This window comes from Mycobacterium basiliense (assembly GCF_900292015.1).
Classification (GTDB): domain Bacteria; phylum Actinomycetota; class Actinomycetes; order Mycobacteriales; family Mycobacteriaceae; genus Mycobacterium; species Mycobacterium basiliense.
The window spans coordinates 1,875,225-1,892,174 of record NZ_LR130759.1 but is presented as its reverse complement, the minus strand read 5'-3'; the positions used below and the strand labels follow the sequence as shown (position 1 = coordinate 1,892,174).

Annotated in this window: 17 protein-coding genes; 3 read left to right on the top strand and 14 right to left on the bottom strand. The window is 65.5% G+C overall.

The window, feature by feature from the left end:
- Positions 1–2: 2 nt before the first annotated feature.
- The 6 genes from MB901379_RS08010 to dxr all read right to left on the bottom strand — a co-directional run bounded on the left by MB901379_RS08010 (position 3) and on the right by dxr (position 7,239).
- The gene (locus MB901379_RS08010; RefSeq protein WP_158016130.1) at positions 3–587 is read right to left on the bottom strand and encodes a DUF1707 SHOCT-like domain-containing protein; all 585 of its coding nucleotides are present in this window, start codon (positions 585–587) and stop codon (positions 3–5) included.
- 149 nt (positions 588–736) lie between these two features.
- Positions 737–2,560, bottom strand: a complete 1,824-nt coding sequence (locus MB901379_RS08005; protein ID WP_158016129.1) for a penicillin-binding transpeptidase domain-containing protein — start codon at positions 2,558–2,560, stop codon at positions 737–739.
- 145 nt (positions 2,561–2,705) lie between these two features.
- Positions 2,706–3,560, bottom strand: a complete 855-nt coding sequence (locus MB901379_RS08000; protein ID WP_158016128.1) for a GNAT family N-acetyltransferase — start codon at positions 3,558–3,560, stop codon at positions 2,706–2,708.
- A 48-nt stretch (positions 3,561–3,608) separates the two neighbouring features.
- Positions 3,609–4,784 carry a flavodoxin-dependent (E)-4-hydroxy-3-methylbut-2-enyl-diphosphate synthase gene (ispG, locus tag MB901379_RS07995; protein WP_158016127.1) on the bottom strand — a complete coding sequence of 392 codons (1,176 nt, stop codon included), beginning with the start codon at positions 4,782–4,784 and terminating at the stop codon, positions 3,609–3,611.
- 24 nt (positions 4,785–4,808) lie between these two features.
- A complete protein-coding gene (locus tag MB901379_RS07990) occupies positions 4,809–6,023 on the bottom strand; it encodes a M50 family metallopeptidase (protein WP_158016126.1) in 1,215 nt (404 codons plus the stop codon).
- A gap of 19 nt (positions 6,024–6,042) precedes the next feature.
- Complete coding sequence (gene dxr / locus MB901379_RS07985) at positions 6,043–7,239, bottom strand: 1-deoxy-D-xylulose-5-phosphate reductoisomerase (protein ID WP_158016125.1); 1,197 nt, start codon at positions 7,237–7,239, stop codon at positions 6,043–6,045.
- Positions 7,240–7,349: 110 nt separating this feature from the next.
- Between dxr and MB901379_RS07980 the strand changes: the two genes are divergently transcribed.
- The 3 genes from MB901379_RS07980 to MB901379_RS07970 all read left to right on the top strand — a co-directional run bounded on the left by MB901379_RS07980 (position 7,350) and on the right by MB901379_RS07970 (position 10,172).
- Positions 7,350–9,074, top strand: a complete 1,725-nt coding sequence (locus tag MB901379_RS07980) for a cytochrome c biogenesis protein DipZ (RefSeq protein ID WP_158019029.1) — start codon at positions 7,350–7,352, stop codon at positions 9,072–9,074.
- Positions 9,075–9,163: 89 nt separating this feature from the next.
- Positions 9,164–9,748: a fasciclin domain-containing protein gene (locus MB901379_RS07975; protein WP_158016124.1), complete on the top strand. Its 585-nt coding sequence runs from the start codon at positions 9,164–9,166 to the stop codon at positions 9,746–9,748.
- Between the two features lie 172 nt (positions 9,749–9,920).
- Positions 9,921–10,172 (top strand): DUF2631 domain-containing protein, encoded by a 252-nt coding sequence (locus tag MB901379_RS07970; protein ID WP_158016123.1) that lies wholly within the window; start codon positions 9,921–9,923, stop codon positions 10,170–10,172.
- A 3-nt stretch (positions 10,173–10,175) separates the two neighbouring features.
- Here the strand turns inward: MB901379_RS07970 and MB901379_RS07965 are convergent, their stop codons facing one another.
- The 8 genes from MB901379_RS07965 to pyrH all read right to left on the bottom strand — a co-directional run bounded on the left by MB901379_RS07965 (position 10,176) and on the right by pyrH (position 16,774).
- A complete protein-coding gene (locus MB901379_RS07965) occupies positions 10,176–10,991 on the bottom strand; it encodes a DUF4097 family beta strand repeat-containing protein (protein ID WP_158016122.1) in 816 nt (271 codons plus the stop codon).
- A gap of 24 nt (positions 10,992–11,015) precedes the next feature.
- Complete coding sequence (locus MB901379_RS07960) at positions 11,016–11,513, bottom strand: histidine kinase (RefSeq protein WP_158016121.1); 498 nt, start codon at positions 11,511–11,513, stop codon at positions 11,016–11,018.
- Positions 11,514–11,544: 31 nt separating this feature from the next.
- Entirely contained in the window at positions 11,545–12,462 is a 918-nt protein-coding gene (locus tag MB901379_RS07955; protein WP_158016120.1) for a cytochrome c biogenesis CcdA family protein, read from the bottom strand.
- A 3-nt stretch (positions 12,463–12,465) separates the two neighbouring features.
- Positions 12,466–12,987 carry a protein disulfide oxidoreductase gene (locus MB901379_RS07950; protein ID WP_158016119.1) on the bottom strand — a complete coding sequence of 174 codons (522 nt, stop codon included), beginning with the start codon at positions 12,985–12,987 and terminating at the stop codon, positions 12,466–12,468.
- A 265-nt stretch (positions 12,988–13,252) separates the two neighbouring features.
- Entirely contained in the window at positions 13,253–14,347 is a 1,095-nt protein-coding gene (gene rlmN / locus MB901379_RS07945) for a 23S rRNA (adenine(2503)-C(2))-methyltransferase RlmN (protein WP_158016118.1), read from the bottom strand.
- Positions 14,348–14,379: 32 nt separating this feature from the next.
- Positions 14,380–15,297 carry a phosphatidate cytidylyltransferase gene (locus MB901379_RS07940; protein WP_158016117.1) on the bottom strand — a complete coding sequence of 306 codons (918 nt, stop codon included), beginning with the start codon at positions 15,295–15,297 and terminating at the stop codon, positions 14,380–14,382.
- Between the two features lie 32 nt (positions 15,298–15,329).
- A complete protein-coding gene (gene frr, locus MB901379_RS07935) occupies positions 15,330–15,887 on the bottom strand; it encodes a ribosome recycling factor (protein WP_158016116.1) in 558 nt (185 codons plus the stop codon).
- A gap of 65 nt (positions 15,888–15,952) precedes the next feature.
- Positions 15,953–16,774, bottom strand: a complete 822-nt coding sequence (pyrH, locus tag MB901379_RS07930; RefSeq protein ID WP_158016115.1) for a UMP kinase — start codon at positions 16,772–16,774, stop codon at positions 15,953–15,955.
- Positions 16,775–16,950: the final 176 nt, after the last annotated feature.

Genomic DNA, 16,950 nt, shown 5'->3' with positions numbered 1-16,950 from the left:
GATCAGACCTGATAGCGGCGCAGGAGCGCGCGCCGAGGGCCCCTGATGACCACCGAGCCGCACACCATCCGTCCGGTCAGCACGACATGCGGCGTTCCTTCGGCAGGGGCGTCTTTTCTGCGGTCGCTTGCGCTGCCCACGTAGACCTCGACATCGTCGATCGAGGCGCTGGCGCCGTCGGGTAGCCGCAGGTCCAGCGAGCCGAACTTGATGTCCAATTCGATGACCACGACGGGCCCGGCGAAACGGGCCCTGGTGAGATCGAGGTCGATCGAACCTAGCCGGCGCACCAGCGCGAGCCGGGTGGGCACCATCCATTCCCCGTGCCGCTTCAAGGAGCCGGCCCAGCCGCGCAGTTCCACCCGGTCTGCCGCGGACGTGACGATCGCGCCGGGGCCCGGCAGATCCGAGACCAGCCCCTCGAGTTCGCCGTGGGTGCGGGCAAAAGACACTCGCGACGAGCGTTGTTCGAACTCGTTGATGTCGATCAGGCCGAGCGCGACAGCGTTGTGCAGCCGCCGCATGGTGCCGTTCCTGTCGGCGTCGGAGACCCGCAACGCCACCATGTCCCCACCGGAATCCGTCATGGCCTTTCCTGATGCTCTCTCCCCGCTTACACCGCGGGTTTGGCATGGTCGTTGTCGACCGTTTTCCTACCCTTCGCAACTTACCGCTGTTCGGGCATTGGCGGCGGCGCCGCGTGACCCGCCAGGCCCTACCGGGTGGGGGCGGCGGTCTAGGTCAGGTAGCCAGGAGGCATGGATTCGAACATCGTCTTGGTCATCCGGACCGCGTATTCCGAGCTGCCGCCCCCGACGATCAGCGCGGCAAAGGCCAGATCGCCGCGGTACCCGGCAAACCAGGAATGCGATCCGCCCGGGAATTCGGCCTCACCGGTTTTCGCGTAGATCTCGCCGCAGCCGGCGATCTCCTTGCCGGTGCCATTGGTCACCACCAGCCGCATCATCGGCCGCAGCGCATCAACCATTTTGGGACTGATCGGCATCCCGTCGCCCTCCACCGCCGTCGGCCGACCCAGGATGAGCCGGGGCACCGGCGTCTTGCCCGCCGCCACGGTGGCGGCCACCAGAGCCATGCCAAACGGGCTGGCCAACACCTTGCCCTGGCCGAAGCCGTCTTCGGTGCGCTCGGCCAAATCCACCGTGGGCGGTACCGAACCGGTGACGGTGGTCAGCCCTTCCACCTGATAGTCGAGTCCAATCCCATAGCGACTGGCGGCTTGCGTCAGACCACGCGGCGGCATCTGGCTGCTCAATTCGGCGAAGGTGGTGTTGCACGAGCTAGCGAATGCGCGCGACAGCGGCACCACTCCAAGATCGAATCCGCCGTAGTTGGGGATGGTGCGGTGCCCGATGTCCAGCTCGCCGGGGCACCCCAGCATGGTGTTGGGGGTGGCCATATCGCGCTCGACGGCGGCGCCGGCGGTGATCACCTTGAAGGTTGACCCGGGTGGGTACAGACCGGTGGTGGCGATCGGCCCTTCGGCGTCGGCGCCGGCGTTCTGCGCGATCGCCAGCAGCTCTCCGGTCGACGGCTTGATCACGACGATCATCGCCTCGCCGCCCCGGGTATCGACAGCGTGTTGGGCAGCGTTTTGCACGGTCCGGTCCAAGGTGATCGTGATCGACGGCGCCGGTGCGGGCGCGACCTCGTGCAGCACGGCAACGTCGACACCGTTTTGGTTGACGCTGACCACCCGCCAGCCCGCCTCGCCGTCGAGTTCGTCGACCACGGCCTTCTTCACCTCGGTCAGCACGGCCGGCGCGAAATGGTCGTCGGTCGGCAACAGCTCGGCTTGCGGGGTGATGACGACGCCCGGCAGTTTCCCGATCGCCGCGGCGACCTGATTGCTGTCGTCAGCGCGCAGCGTGACACCTAAGTCCAACGGCTGCGTCGAGGAGCTGGCCTGCTCGGCAAGGAGTTGCGGGTCGTTCAACATGTCGTTGAAGGGGTGCAACGCCTCCACCACCGCTTGCGCCGTCATGATCAGGCCCCGGCCGGCCTTGGTCGCATCCAACGCGTAGTGGTACAGGTACCCTGGCGCGAGTACGTCGGTGCCACCGAGTTCGTTGACCGAGGCTCGCCGGGGTGGGTCGGCCCGCAGCGCGAAGGTTTGATGTTCACCCAGCCTGGGGTGCAGCCCGGTTGTCGCCCAGCGCACCTCCCACTGGCCGTCATCGCGGGCCATCTTGAGTTGCCCGTCGTAACTCCAAGTCCGGTTTTTGGGCAGATGCCAGGTGAAGCGATACGCCACCGTGCCCGTGTCCTCGGCAAACTTCGAGCTGAGGATCTGCGCGTCCAGGTGCGTGGCCTGCAGCCCGGCCCACGCGGCATTGAGCGCTTCGCGCGCCTCGTTCGGGTTGTCGGCGAGCTCGGCGGCCGACGCAGTATCGCCGATGGCCAGCACGGCGAAAAACTTCTCGGCGGCTGGGCCCGGACCTTGGGGTCGCGGGGTGCAACCGGGCAGCACAACCACCGCCACGGTCAACAAGGCTGCGACAGAAGAGGCCAGTGTTGTCTGAGTTGTTCGAGTTGCCATCGTTACTGATGTTAAGAACGGCGGCCACGGCGACCGCGCAGACACACCGAGACCCAACTGTTACGTCCAGAACGCGGTGCGCCGGTCAGCGTGTTCGTGGCCCGGCGGACGCTAACCAGGCCGCTTCGGGCCGGACCGAGCGCGCTCAATCGAGGAACACGGTCGCGAAGGTGCCAACCTCCTTGAAACCAACGCGTGCGTAGGCGGCGCGGGCCACCGCGTTGAAGCTGTTCACGTACAGGCTGGCGATGCGCCCGGTTCCGACGATCACCGCGGCAAGGGTCGCGGTGCCCGCGGTGCCCAAGCCCAGGCCACGCCGCTCCGGATGAACCCAGACCCCCTGGATCTGCCCGACGGCCGGGGATTGCGAACCCACCTCGGCCTTGAAGACCACTTCGCCATGCTCGAAACGCGCCCATGCCCGACCGGCCGCGATGAGGCTGGCCACCCGGCGTCGATAGCCACGGCCACCGTCGCCAAGGCGCGGGTCGATGCCAACCTCACCGATGAACATGTCCACAGCGGCCACCAAATAGGCATCCAGCTCTTCGGGACGGACTTGACGGACGCCGGGGTCCATGGCGCAGCTGGGGTGGGAGTTGATCGCCATCAGCGGTTGGTGGTCCCGCACGTCACGCGCGGGACCCCAGACGGACTCGAGGCGCTGCCACATCGGCAGCACCAGATCGGCCCTGCCGACCAGCGATGAACATCGCCGGGCGGAGCTCTTGACCTCGTCGGCAAACGCATTGAGATCGACAAGTGCGCCACGCAACGGGATGAGATTGGCACCGGCAAAGCACAGCGATTCGTCCACGCCGCGGCGGGTCCACAGTTCACCACCGATCGAATTGGGTTCGATGCCATAGTCCGCCACTCGCGCAGCAACCATGCACGATTCGATGGGGTTCTCCCCGAGTACCCGCCACAACGCGGCTGCATCACGCACCACTGACACCCGTCGCTCGCCGACAAGGCGCAAGATGGGCGGAGCCGACATCTCAAAACTCTCTGTGGTGCGATTGACCGCCGGTGCGTTTGGCCACTTTTAGCTTACGGTCACAATAGGCGAACCGCTCGATGTCGTGCCCGGATCATGCTCGCCCTCTTGCGAGCCCATCTCGGAGGCCAGCCGCAATGCCTCCTCGATCAACGTCTCGACGATCTGCGCCTCGGGCACGGTCTTGATCACTTCACCCCGGACAAAGATCTGGCCTTTTCCATTACCGGAGGCAACGCCCAAATCGGCCTCCCGCGCTTCCCCTGGGCCGTTGACCACACAACCCATCACCGCCACCCGCAACGGCACCTCGAGGCCATCCAGGCCGGCGGTCACCTCATTGGCCAGCGTGTAGACATCGACCTGGGCGCGACCGCACGACGGGCAGGACACGATCTCGAGCGACCGCGGCCGCAGGTTCAGCGATTCCAGGATTTGGTTGCCGACCTTGACTTCCTCGACCGGAGGGGCCGACAAGGACACCCGAATCGTGTCACCGATGCCCCTGGACAACAGCGCGCCGAAGGCGACCGCGGACTTGATGGTGCCCTGGAAAGCGGGGCCGGCCTCGGTGACCCCGAGGTGCAGGGGATAGTCGCACTGCGACGCCAGCTGCTCGTAGGCGCTCACCATGATCACCGGGTCGTTGTGCTTGACGCTGATCTTGATGTCGCCGAAGCCATGCTCCTCGAACAGCGAGGCCTCCCACAACGCCGACTCGACCAGCGCCTCGGGCGTGGCCTTGCCGTACTTTTGCAGGAACCGCTTGTCCAGCGACCCGGCATTGACGCCGATGCGGATGGGGATGCCGGCGGCAGCGGCCGCCTTGGCGACCTCGCCCACCCGCCCGTCGAACTCCTTGATGTTGCCGGGGTTCACCCGCACCGCGGCACACCCGGCGTCGATCGCCGCGAAGATGTACTTCGGCTGGAAATGGATGTCGGCGATCACCGGAATTTGGCTGTGCCGGGCGATCTCGCCCAACGCATCGGCATCCTCCTGGCGAGGGCATGCTACTCGGACGATGTCGCAGCCCGCGGCCGTCAACTCGGCGATCTGCTGCAACGTCGAGTTGACGTCATGCGTCTTGGTGGTACACATCGATTGCACCGAGATCGGATGGTCACTACCGACCCCGACATCGCGGACCATCAATTGACGCGTACTGCGCCGCGGGGAAAGCGTGGGCGCCGGAGGCTGCGGCATGCCCAGGCCAATGGTCACGGGAACCCCTTCTCTGTGGTTGGGTTACTGGAACAGCCTGATCGGATTGACCAGGTCAGCGGTGACGGTCAACAGCATGTATCCGATGACGAACACCAAAACGATATAGGTGGCCGGCATCAGCTTGAGGTAGTTCACCGGTGCCGCGGCCACCAAGCCGCGGGCCGAACGGATCATGTTGCGGATCTTCTCGAATACCGCGACGGCGATATGTCCGCCGTCGAAAGGCAGCAGGGGCAGCAGGTTAATCGCGCCGAGTATGAGATTCAGTTGCGCAAGGAAGAACCAGAACGCCACCCACAGCCCGTGATCGACGGTGTCGCCGCCGATGATGCTGGCACCGACCACACTGATCGGCGTTTGCGGATCACGTTGTCCGCCGCCGATGGCGTGCACCAGTGCACCGACCTTGGTGGGGATGGTAACCAGCGCCTTGCCCACCTCAACCGTCAGATCGCCGGCGAAGGCGAACGTCGCGGGCAGCGCGGAAAACACACCGTAGTGCGTGGGCCCCAACTGTGCCGCAGCCACACCGATGGCACCAACGGTAGCGGGCTCAAGCTGGCTACCCTGCGCGTTGGGAACCCACCGCCGGGTGGACTCGATGGCCACGTTGGCCGTGACCTTCCTGCCGTCCCGCTCGACGACGATCGGAACAGTACCGTGCAACTTGCGTATCGCCGCGGCCATCTCGTCGAACGTCGACACCGGGGTGTCACCTACCTTGACCACGACATCACCAGACCGAAGTCCGGCAAGCGCGGCAGGCCCGGGTCCCGTGCACTCTGCAAGCTTGCCCTGCGCGATTTCCGGTGCGACACAGCCCGTTTCGCCAATCACCGCCTGAGTGGGCGGGTGCAGGTTCGGCAGTCCCCAAACCACCGCGATGGCATAGATCAGCACCAGGCAGATGACGAAGTTCATGCCGGGCCCGGCGAATAGCACCGCGACCCGTTTCCAGGTCGCCTGCTTGTACATGGCGCGGTCAAGTTCGTCGGGCTCGAGGTCTTCGACCGGAGTCATCCCGGCGATGTCGCAAAACCCACCGGCAGGAATGGCCTTGACGCCGTACTCGGTTTCACCGCGGCGAGTCGACCACAGCGTGGGACCGAAGCCCACAAAATAGCGGCGCACCTTCATTCCGGTGGCGCGCGCCGCCCACATGTGGCCGCACTCGTGCAGCGCCACCGAGATCAGAATGGCAAGTGCGAACAACACAATGCCGATAACGAACATCATCAGGCGGTCAGGACCTTTCTCACGCCATTCCGGAAACCTTTGCTGAGCTTGCCGCTGTGATCGCGCGCTGGGCCCGCTCTCGCGCCCAGCGTTGCGCGTCGAGTACATCATCCACGGTAGCGGGTGGCGCGCCCCATTGGTCGGCGACGTGCAACACCTCGGCGACGGTTCCCACGATGGCGGGAAAGCCGATCCGGCCGGCGAAGAACGCCGCCGCGGCTTCTTCGTTGGCGGCGTTGTAGACGGCGGTCAGACAGCCGCCGGCTTCGCCGGCACGCCGGGCCAGCTCCACCGCCGGGAAAACGTCGGAGTCCAACGGTTCGAACTCCCATGTCTGGGCCTGGCGGAAGTCGCAGCAGGTGGCCGCGCCGGGTACCCGCCGTGGCCAACCCAGCGCCAACGAAATGGGCAGCTTCATGTCCGGCGGACTGGCCTGGGCGATGGTCGAGCCGTCGATAAAGGTGACCATCGAATGAACAATCGACTGCGGATGCACCACGACCTCGATGCGCTCATAAGGGATGCCGAACAACAGGTGCGTCTCGATGAGTTCAAGCCCCTTGTTGACCAGCGACGCCGAGTTCAGCGTGTTCATCGGACCCATCGACCAGGTCGGATGCGCGCCCGCCTGCTCGGCGGTCACCCGCTCAAGATCGGCGGCCGACCAGCCGCGGAATGGTCCCCCGGAGGCGGTCAACACCAACTTGGCGACCTCGTCGGGGGTACCGCCACGCAGACACTGGGCCAGCGCGGAATGCTCGGAGTCCACCGGGACGATCTGGCCGGGCCGCGCGGCCCGCAACACCAGCGGACCACCGGCGACCAGTGATTCCTTGTTCGCCAGGGCCAGCCGGGCACCCGAGTTCAGCGCGGCCAGCGTCGGTCGCAGACCCAACGCGCCCACCAGCGCGTTGAGGACGACGTCGGCTTCGGTCTCCTCCACAAGCCGGGTAACGGCATCGTCGCCGTGAAATGGGATATCGCCAGCCAGCTGCGCCGCCCGCTCGTCAGCGATCGCGATATTGGCCACCCCGGTCTCGGCGCGTTGCCGCAGCAACGTGTCAAGGTTCGCGCCCCCGGCAGCCAGGCCGACCACCTCGAAGCGGTCCGGATTGCTGGCGATGAGCTCCAGCGCCTGCCTACCGATGGAACCGGTGCTGCCCAGCACCAATACGCGCAGACGGCCGTCGGTGTGCCCGTCGGTCGGGTAAGTCACCACCTCATTGTGCCCCGCCCGGCACCGATGGGGTTCGCGTTGGCCCCGTCGGCGTCCACGCGTTGACCAAACAGAACGATCCAAGACCGTCGTAGCTTCGAATAGTGGGCATGGTCACGCTCGCACTCGTCGGCTTCATCGGCGGCCTGATCACCGGGATATCCCCGTGCATCCTGCCGGTGCTGCCGGTGATCTTCTTCTCCGGCGCCCGGGCCGGCCGGCAGGACACCCCGGCGGCGGACCCGAGCGCGCAGACCTCCCGTCCTTATCGGGTGATCGCCGGCTTGGTAGTGAGCTTCAGCGCGGTGACCCTCGCCGGTTCGGCACTGCTCTCGCTGTTGCACCTGCGCCAGGACACGCTGCGATGGATCGCGTTGGTCGCGCTGGTGGCCATCGGACTGGGATTGATCGTTCCGAGGTTCGAGCAGCTGCTGGAGCGGCCGTTTGCCCGCATCCCGCAAAAACACATCAAGACCCGCGGCAGCGGGTTCGGCCTCGGCCTGGCGCTGGGGGTCCTCTACGTTCCCTGCGCGGGGCCGGTGCTCACCGCGATCATCCTGGCCGGGGCCACCTCGCAAATCGGTCTCAACACCGTGGTGCTCACGTGCTCATTCGCCGTCGGCGCCGCGTTGCCGTTGCTGTTCCTCGCGCTGGCCGGTCGGGAGGCCGCCGAGCGGTTGACCGCGTTTCGCCGTCGCCAGCGCGAGATTCGGGTCACCGCAGGCATCGTGACGATTCTGCTGGCGGTGGCGTTGGTGTTCAACCTGCCCGCGGTGCTGCAACGGGCCATCCCCGACTACACCCACGCATTGCAGGACAAGATCGGCGGCGATGAACGGATCCGGCAAAGCCTCAATCTCGGCGGCCTCGTCACCGACCAGAACGCCCAGCTATCCAACTGCACCAATGGCGCCGCACGGCTGGAGGACTGCGGACCCGCACCCGATATCAGGGGCACCACCGGCTGGCTCAACACACCGGGAAACGCACCGCTTGATCTGAGATCGCTGCGGGGCAAGGTGGTGTTGGTCGACTTCTGGGCGTATTCCTGCATCAATTGCCAACGCGCCGTTCCCCACGTCGTTGGCTGGTATCGGGCCTATCGGGATACCGGCTTCGAAGTGATTGGCGTTCACACCCCCGAATACGCCTTCGAAAAAATCCCGGAAAACGTGGCGGTCGGCGCCGCCGATCTGGGCATCACGTATCCGATTGCGCTGGACAACAACTATTCCACCTGGACGAATTACCGCAACGCGTACTGGCCCGCCGAGTACCTAATCGACGCCAATGGCATTGTGCGCCATATCGACTTCGGCGAGGGTGACTACGACGGCACGGAAAACCTGATCAGGCAGTTGCTCGTCGACGCCGGTTCGGGTGCCCGTCGCGGTGCCGCGTTGCCGCCACCGGTGGGCGCCGCCGACACCACGCCCGCACGACAGCTAACCCCCGAGACGTACTTTGGTGTCGGCAAGATGGTCAACTTCGCCGGCGGGGCGGACTACGAGGCAGGTTCGGCGACGTTCAGCTTTCCGCCAACACTGCCACCGGACACCTTCGCCCTGAAAGGTCCGTGGTCACTGGACTACGAAGGCGCCACCGCGGACGGCGGCGACTGCCGTATCGAACTCAACTACCTCGCCCAGAACGTGTATCTGGTGATCGGCGGCACCGGGACGATCACCGTGACGCGGGACGGCAAGCCGACGACACTGCCGATCAGCGGCGCACCCACATCGCACCAAATCGTGGCGGGTGACCGGGTGGCGCGCGCCACGATCGAGGTGCACCCCAGCAAAGGGTTGCAGATCTATTCGTTCACCTATGGTTAGCCACCTAATCGCTGTGGCACCAATCCAAAATTGCTGCGGCTCCGAATCACAGTCAAAGAACCACCCAACAAACGAAGGAGCTCTCGGCGATGAAATTTCACAATCCAGCAATCAGTTTCGCGGCGGCGGCCGCGGTCGGTCTTGCGATGGCCTCGGCACCGACAGCGGTGGCCAGCCCCACCGGCGCCCTGGTAGGCCCTGGCTGCGCTGCATACGCCCAGGAAGTGCCCACCGGCCCTGGGTCGGTGGCCGGGATGGCGGCCGACCCGGTCGCGGTGGCCGCGTCGAACAACCCGATGCTGACCACGTTGACCTCAGCGCTGTCGGGCCGACTCAACCCCCAGGTGAACCTGGTGGACACCCTCAACGGCGGCCAATTCACGGTTTTCGCGCCCACCAATGATGCGTTCGGCAAGCTCGACGCCGCAACGATCGACTCGTTGAAGACCGACGCACCACTGTTGAAGAAGATCCTCACCTACCACGTGGTGCCCGGGCAGCTGAGCCCAGCGCAGGTTGTCGGCACACACGCCACCGTTGAGGGCGCTTCGGTGACCGTGACGGGTTCCGGCAACAGCCTCGAGGTCGGCGACGCCGCTGTCGTCTGCGGCGGCGTTCAAACGGCCAACGCCCAGGTGTACATGATCGACACGGTGCTGATGCCGCCCATGTAGGTGCCACTACCTGCCGGAACGAAATGTTCCGCTCGCGGAACCTCCGGCCGGATTGGCGGCAAGCCGGCGACCCCGATCTGCGCCCCGCAGGGATGTGCCAGAATATTCGGGACATTCCCGCCTGAAGCAGCCCGAAACCGTGCAGAAGCCAATCCGATCCGGAGGAACCGCTGTGGCCAGTACTGAGGTGGAACCGCTCGCCGTCGACACCGCTGAGGTGCCGTCCGCGGGCTGGGGATGGAGCCGGATCAACTACCGCACCTGGCATATTGTCGGGTTCTTCATTTTCGGATTCCTGCTGGCGATGCTGCGAGGCAATCACGTCGGCCATGTCGAAGACTGGTTTCTGATCGGGTTTGCCGCACTGGCGTTGTTCGTCCTGGTAAGAGACCTGTGGGGCCGACGGCGCGGTTGGATCAGATAGCCGCTACCCGACAACGGCATGGGGCGCCGGGCTCGCCCGATGAATGTCAATATCAGCGGACGCGCTGCGTACCCGTAGGACGAGGGTCTGATCACCCGTCGCGGGGCCGTCGGTCGGCGTCAACAGATTGGTGACAACGCCGGATCCGGTGACGAGGTCTAGCCGCACCGCAGTGCCTTCGACGACCCCCACCGCTACCCCACCGCTGCCAGTGTGCACTAGCACCGAGCCGCAAACGGCGGCCGCGACCGTCACCGATCCAGCTGCCGTCCGTGCCTTCAGGTTGCCGCGCAGAGTCCCGACGGTGAGCGCCCCGCTGGCGGCTTTGACCCTGGCGTCACCGTCGAGGCTGTCGATGCGGACCGCGCCCGAAGCGTTTGTCACCGACGCGTAGCCGGCGACCGTATGCACGGCGACCGACCCGGAGGCGTTGGCCGCCTTGAGTTTTCCGCTCACCCGGTCGACCTCGATGTTCCCGCTACCCGACGCAAACCGGAAATCGGTGAACTCGCCTTCGGCGCTCATAGCGGCCGACGCGAGCGACGCGGACACCCGCGATCGGGACGGCAGCGCAATCTTGACGTCGACGACTCCGACACCAAACCGGGGCAGGCCGCGCTTGGGGCCGGAAACGAGCAGCTTGCCGTCGCCACATTCGACGCGGACATGCTCGGCCGCCCAAACATCCGAGCTGGACGACTCATCGCGAGGGCGCACCTCAACGACGGTGTCGATCCGATCGGTGGCAAGTAGGCGGACCGACCCGGTGCCGGCTTCGATGCGCACGCTGATCGGTTCGGGGGTCTCAAATGTCGGCATCCTAATCTCCTCTGGTGAATGAAGTCAGCGCACCCAACCGGTCACGTGGTGGGCACCTTTGCGGCCGGCCCGGCCGGCGCGCTGACTGGCCCCGGCCGCGGCGCGCACCAGCCAAGCGTTTAGCGACGATCCATCTTGGCGCGCCGCCGCCTCTACACCTGCCCGCAATCCCTCGGGGAGACGCAACGTCACCCGCCAGATGCCACCGTCGTGGTCGTAGCCGGCCATGGTGTCTGCATCGCCTTCGGTGGTTTCCAAGATGTCGAAAGCGGGTTCGTCGAGCGCGGCGCTGACGACGAACTCCGGATCCCGACCCCGCAGCCGGACCTCCACCGACCGCGGCGCGAGTTCGCCGCTGATCTCCTCCGCGGCCGCCGACAACGCTTCCAGCAGGGCCAGCCGCATCGCCGACTCCAGCGGAGCGCTCAACCGGCCGGCCAACTGTTGCGCATCGGCTCCCGCAGCCGCCGCAGCCAGATTCAGTTCATGACGCACCGCGTCGACATAGGGCTGCAGATCCATGGTGTCATTGTGACACCATTATGATGTCACCTCAACTGCACTTTGGTGCGAAGATGGTGTCATCGCCGGATTGCGCCGAGCGGCGCCGAGCGCGCCGGAGCCAACTGGCGACCAACGCGGCGATTACCAAGACGATCAGCAGCACCGCCCACGGCCACGTGCCGTGCTGGTGAACCCAGCCAGCCAACACACCTTGGAGGCGCCCGGCCGCCCCGATCACCCCGTCCCGCGGATCTGCCAGCCGGCCAGCGATCAGCCGTACCTCATACCAGCCGTAGTAGGCGACATACAGCCCGACCAGGATTAGCAATCCACCACTGAGGCGGTTGACCATCGGCAGCATGCGGCGCAATCGGTCGGCCAGCGCCGAACTCGCGGTCGCGGCGGCAATCGCAAGAACTCCGACGACCAGGGTGAAACCCGCGGTGTAGGCCACGTAGATTGCCACGCTGCCCAACGTCGAGCCCGCTCGCAGACCAGCGCCGGTGACCGCAAGAAACGGGCCGACGGTGCACGACAGCGAGGCGATCGCATAACTGACGCCATATCCATACATGGAACCCAACCGTGCCGTCGGCGCCCAGCGTGGACCGAACGGTCGGGGTGTCAGCATCGCCAGCTCGCGCCCCAACAACAGCCAAACACCGAGCACGGTCAGCATGATGCCGATCAAAATTGTCACGTAAGGCAGGTAGCGCTGCACCGTCGTCGCAGCCGAGATGGTGAGCGCGGCGAAGGCACCGAACACCGTCACAAACCCAAGTGCCATCCCTACGGTGGCCGCCAGCGCCCGGCCGACGGCGCCGATCGGCGAAATCGTTTGCTGCTCGACGGTGCGCTGCCCGCGCACCACCAACAGCAGATAGGCCGGCAGCAAGGCAAAACCGCACGGGTTCACTGCAGCCACCAAACCGGCGGCGAAGGCCAAACCGACCAGAGGCTGGTTCACCGGCTAGGACGACAGGGCCGCGACCCGACCGGACAGCTCTTGCTGGGACATGGCTGCGGTGGGGTTGTTGACGAACGTCGACGAACCGTCGGCACGGTAGAACACCCACGCCGGCTGCCAGGGCACGTTATAGCGGGCCCATATCGCACCATCAGCATCATTGAGATTGGTGAAGTTCAAGCCGTACTTGGACACGAAACCCTGCATGGCGCCCACATCCGAATGCGCAGCGACGCCGACGAAAGTGACCCCCGGATTTGCCGCCGCCACCTGACTGAGGCCAGGCGCCTCGGCGTTACAGAACGGGCACCATGGCGTCCAGAACCACAACACCGCCGGCTTACCCTGCAGGCTGGCCCCGTCGAAGGGAGCACCGCTGAGGGTGGTCGCGGCGAAATTGAGACGCTCATCGGCGGCTACGGCGCGTGGCGTGGGGGCCACACCGAACATCAGAAGGACCGCGGCGACGCTGGCCACCGTCAACGCGGAAAGCGCCGCGATCGGGGACATCAGACGAAAACTCATGGCACACCTCATCCACTCGTGTTTGCCATGATGACGAAATAGGCGCCGTGGTGGTTCACCATCCCACTCGTCCCACTCGCCCGCGCTCCAGCTACCCGCCTCCGGCGGCCAGCTGTCCGCAGGCACCACCCCACTCGCCCGCGCTCCAGCTACCCGCCTCCGGCGGCCAGCTGTCCGCAGGCACCACCCCACTCGCCCGCGCTCCAGCTACCCGCCTCCGGCGGCCAGCTGTCCGCAGGCACCACCCCACTCGCCCGCGCTCCAGCTACCCGCCTCCGGCGGCCAGCTGTCCGCAGGCGGCGCTGATCTCGCGGCCGCGGGTGTCTCGGACAGTGCACGAAACCCCTTGTGCACGAATTCGTTTGACAAACTGGCGTTCCACTGGCTTAGGGCTGGCATCCCAGTCGCTGCCCGGGGTCGGGTTAAGCGGGATGAGGTTCACATGGACCAGCCGACCAAGCGCTCGATGCAGCCGCCTGCCCAGCAGGTCGGCCCGCCAGGGTTGGTCATTGACGTCACGGATCAACGCGTACTCCACCGATACCCGCCGACCGGTCACGTCGGCGTAATAGCGAGCGGCATCAAGCGCCTCACCGATTTTCCACCGATTGTTGACCGGTACCAGCGTGTCACGCAGTTCGTCGTCGGGCGCGTGCAACGACAACGCCAGCGTCACGCCGAGGTGTTCGTCCGCCAGCTTGCGGATCGCCGGGGCCAGACCGACCGTCGACACCGTCACCGAGCGGGCCGAGATACCAAAACCAGATGGCGGCGGTTCGGTGATGCGCCGGACCGCGGCCAGCACCCGCGCGAAATTGGCCAGCGGCTCCCCCATCCCCATGAAAACCACGTTGGACAGCCGGTCGCCGAAGTCATCTCGCAGCGCCGCCGCACCGGCACGCACCTGTTCGACGATCTCTGCGGTCGAAAGATTGCGGGTCAAGCCACCCTGGCCGGTGGCGCAAAAAGGGCACGCCATGCCACAGCCGGCCTGCGACGAGATACAGACCGTATTGCGCTGCGGGTAGCGCATCAGCACCGACTCAACGGTGGCTCCATCGATGGCCCGCCACAGCGTCTTCCGGGTCTGGCCGGCGTCGCAGGTGACTTCCCGCGCCGCGGTCAGCAGCTTCGGGAACATCGTTTCAGCGATCTGGTCACGAACAACGGCCGGAAGGTCGGTCATCTGACGCGGATCGGCGATCAGCCGGCCGTAGTACTGATGTGCAAGCTGCTTGGCTCGAAAAGCCGGCAGGCCCAGTTCGGCCACCGCCGATGCGCGCCCGGCAGCGTCTAGATCGGCCAGGTGGCGCGGCGGCTGGCCGCGGCGGGGAGCCTCGAAAACCAATTCTTGGACCATGATCTGTCCAGTATCGCGCGTGCCAGGTCTGCCTAAGGCAGCAGCGTCAGCACTATCCAGGCCGCCACCGCGGACGGAAGCACACCGTCCAACCGATCCATGAGACCACCGTGGCCGGGCAGCAGGCGCCCCATGTCCTTGATGCTGAGGTCGCGCTTCACCTGCGATTCCACCAAGTCGCCCAGTGTGGTGGTCAGTACGAACAGCACCCCCAGCAGGGCACCGACCCAGGGCGCTTTGCCGGCCAGGAAGGTCCCGGTGATCGTTGTCGCGATCATCCCGCACAGCAACGAGCCAGCGAATCCCTCCCAGGATTTCTTCGGACTGATCGCGGGAACCATCGGATGTTTGCCGAACAGCACGCCCACCGCGTAGCCGCCGACGTCGGAAGCGATGACCGCGATCATCATGCAATAGACCCAGCCCGCTCCGTTCTTCGGGTAGACCAGCATCGCGGCAAACGAGCCGAACAACACCACCCAGGTGGCCAGAAAAACGGTGGCCGATACGTCGCGCAAATAGTTTCCCGGCGGTGACGCACCCTGGGCGCTGGCTCCGGGGACGTTGTCCGACCGGCCGTCGCGCATGAATAGGCGCCAGATCATGCACACCACCACCATGGCACCGAAGCCCGCCAACGCGCCGACCGCACCATATGGCCACGTCAGCCAGATGGTGACCTGCCCACCCACCAGCAAGGGGACGACCGGAATCAAATACCCGGCCTCGCGCAGTCGCCGCACCACCTCGTGGCTGGCAATTACCATCGCCAACGCGCAGACTCCCACCCAGCCACGCGGATAGAGCTGCAGGATCGCCACCAGGGACAAACCAATGCTCAGCCCAACCGCGATTGCCGCGGGCAGATCGCGTCCGGCCCGCGATGTCTTCTTGGACCCGTGCACTGGCTCGTCGGCCGGGGTTCCGGCGCCAGCATCGGTGGTTGTCACAGAACTAAACAGCCTTGGCTACTGAGCGGTCGCTAGACCTCCAGCAGCTCGCCTTCTTTGTGTTTGACCAGCTCGTCGATCTGGGCGACATACTGATGGGTGGTCTTGTCGAGGTCCTTCTCCGCACGCACAACGTCGTCCTCGCCGGCTTCACCGTCCTTGCGGATGCGGTGCAGTTCTTCCATCGCTTTGCGACGGATGTTACGCACCGAGACCCGGGCTTCCTCTCCCTTGTGCTTGGCCTGCTTGACCAGCTCGCGTCGACGTTCCTCGGTCAGCTGCGGTACGGCCACCCGAATAACGGTGCCATCGTTGGTGGGGTTCACCCCCAGGTCGGAGTTGCGAATCGCGGTCTCGATGGCGTGCAGCTGATTGGCTTCGTACGGCTTGATCACGACCAGCCGAGCCTCGGGCACATTGATGCTGGCCAACTGAGTGATCGGGGTATTGGTGCCGTAGTAGTCAATCACCACCCGGGAAAACATTCCCGGGTTGGCGCGGCCGGTCCGGATCGTTGCCAAATCATCACGGGCCACCGCGACGGCCTTCTCCATTTTTTCCTCGGCATCGAGGAGAGCCTCATCGATCATTTGCGCCGCTCCTGCTCATCGCTGCGCCCTGCGTCGTCGCAAGCGTGGATCATCGCGTCTTCCCCTTAGGTGGTGACCAGCGTTCCGATCTTCTCACCAGCGACCGCACGGGCGATATTGCCATTGGTCAGCAGGTTGAAGACCAGAATCGGCATGCCATTGTCCATACACAGACTGAAAGCGGTGGCGTCGGCAACCCGCAGCCCCCTGTCAATGACCTCTCGATGGCTGATCACGGTGAGCAATTCGGCGTGCGGATTCTCGCGTGGGTCCTCGGCGAACACTCCATCGACGGCCTTGGCCATCAACACCACGTCCGCGCCGATCTCGAGCGCACGCTGCGCTGCCGTTGTGTCCGTGGAGAAGTACGGCAACCCCATACCGGCGCCGAATATAACCACTCGCCCCTTCTCCAGGTGACGGACCGCACGCAGCGGGAGATAGGGCTCGGCGACCTGCCCCATGGTGATCGCGGTCTGGACGCGGGTAACGATGCCTTCCTGTTCGAGAAAGTCTTGCAGCGCAAGACTGTTCATCACGGTGCCCAGCATTCCCATGTAGTCCGATCGGGTGCGCTCCATGCCGCGCTGCTGAAGTTGTGCACCGCGGAAGAAGTTGCCACCGCCGATAACGACGGCCACCTGGACCCCGCCGCGAACCACCTCGGCGATCTGACGCGCAACCTGGGCCACGACGTCGGGATCCAACCCGACCTGACCGCCGCCGAACATCTCACCACCAAGCTTGAGCAGTACCCGCTTGTACTTCGATGTCGGGCTCGACCCGGGACCCGCCGCAGAACCCGAACCTGGAGATGCCGCTACGCCGTTGGTGCTTGTCGACTCCGGCTTCGGAGTCGCCGCGCCGGCGACATCGGACTCCGTCATATGACTCCTCGCATGAGAGTGCCATCCCGGCAACCACCCGGGACGGCATCTCACATCCTGCCTCATCGCACGGCCGAGAGGTAGCCGGGGGTGGACGCCTCCCGTCCAGCTCAGCCGCAAACGCGCACACTTTCCCGCGACGGACCGCCCTCGGTCGCGCACCGGTACGCCAAGCC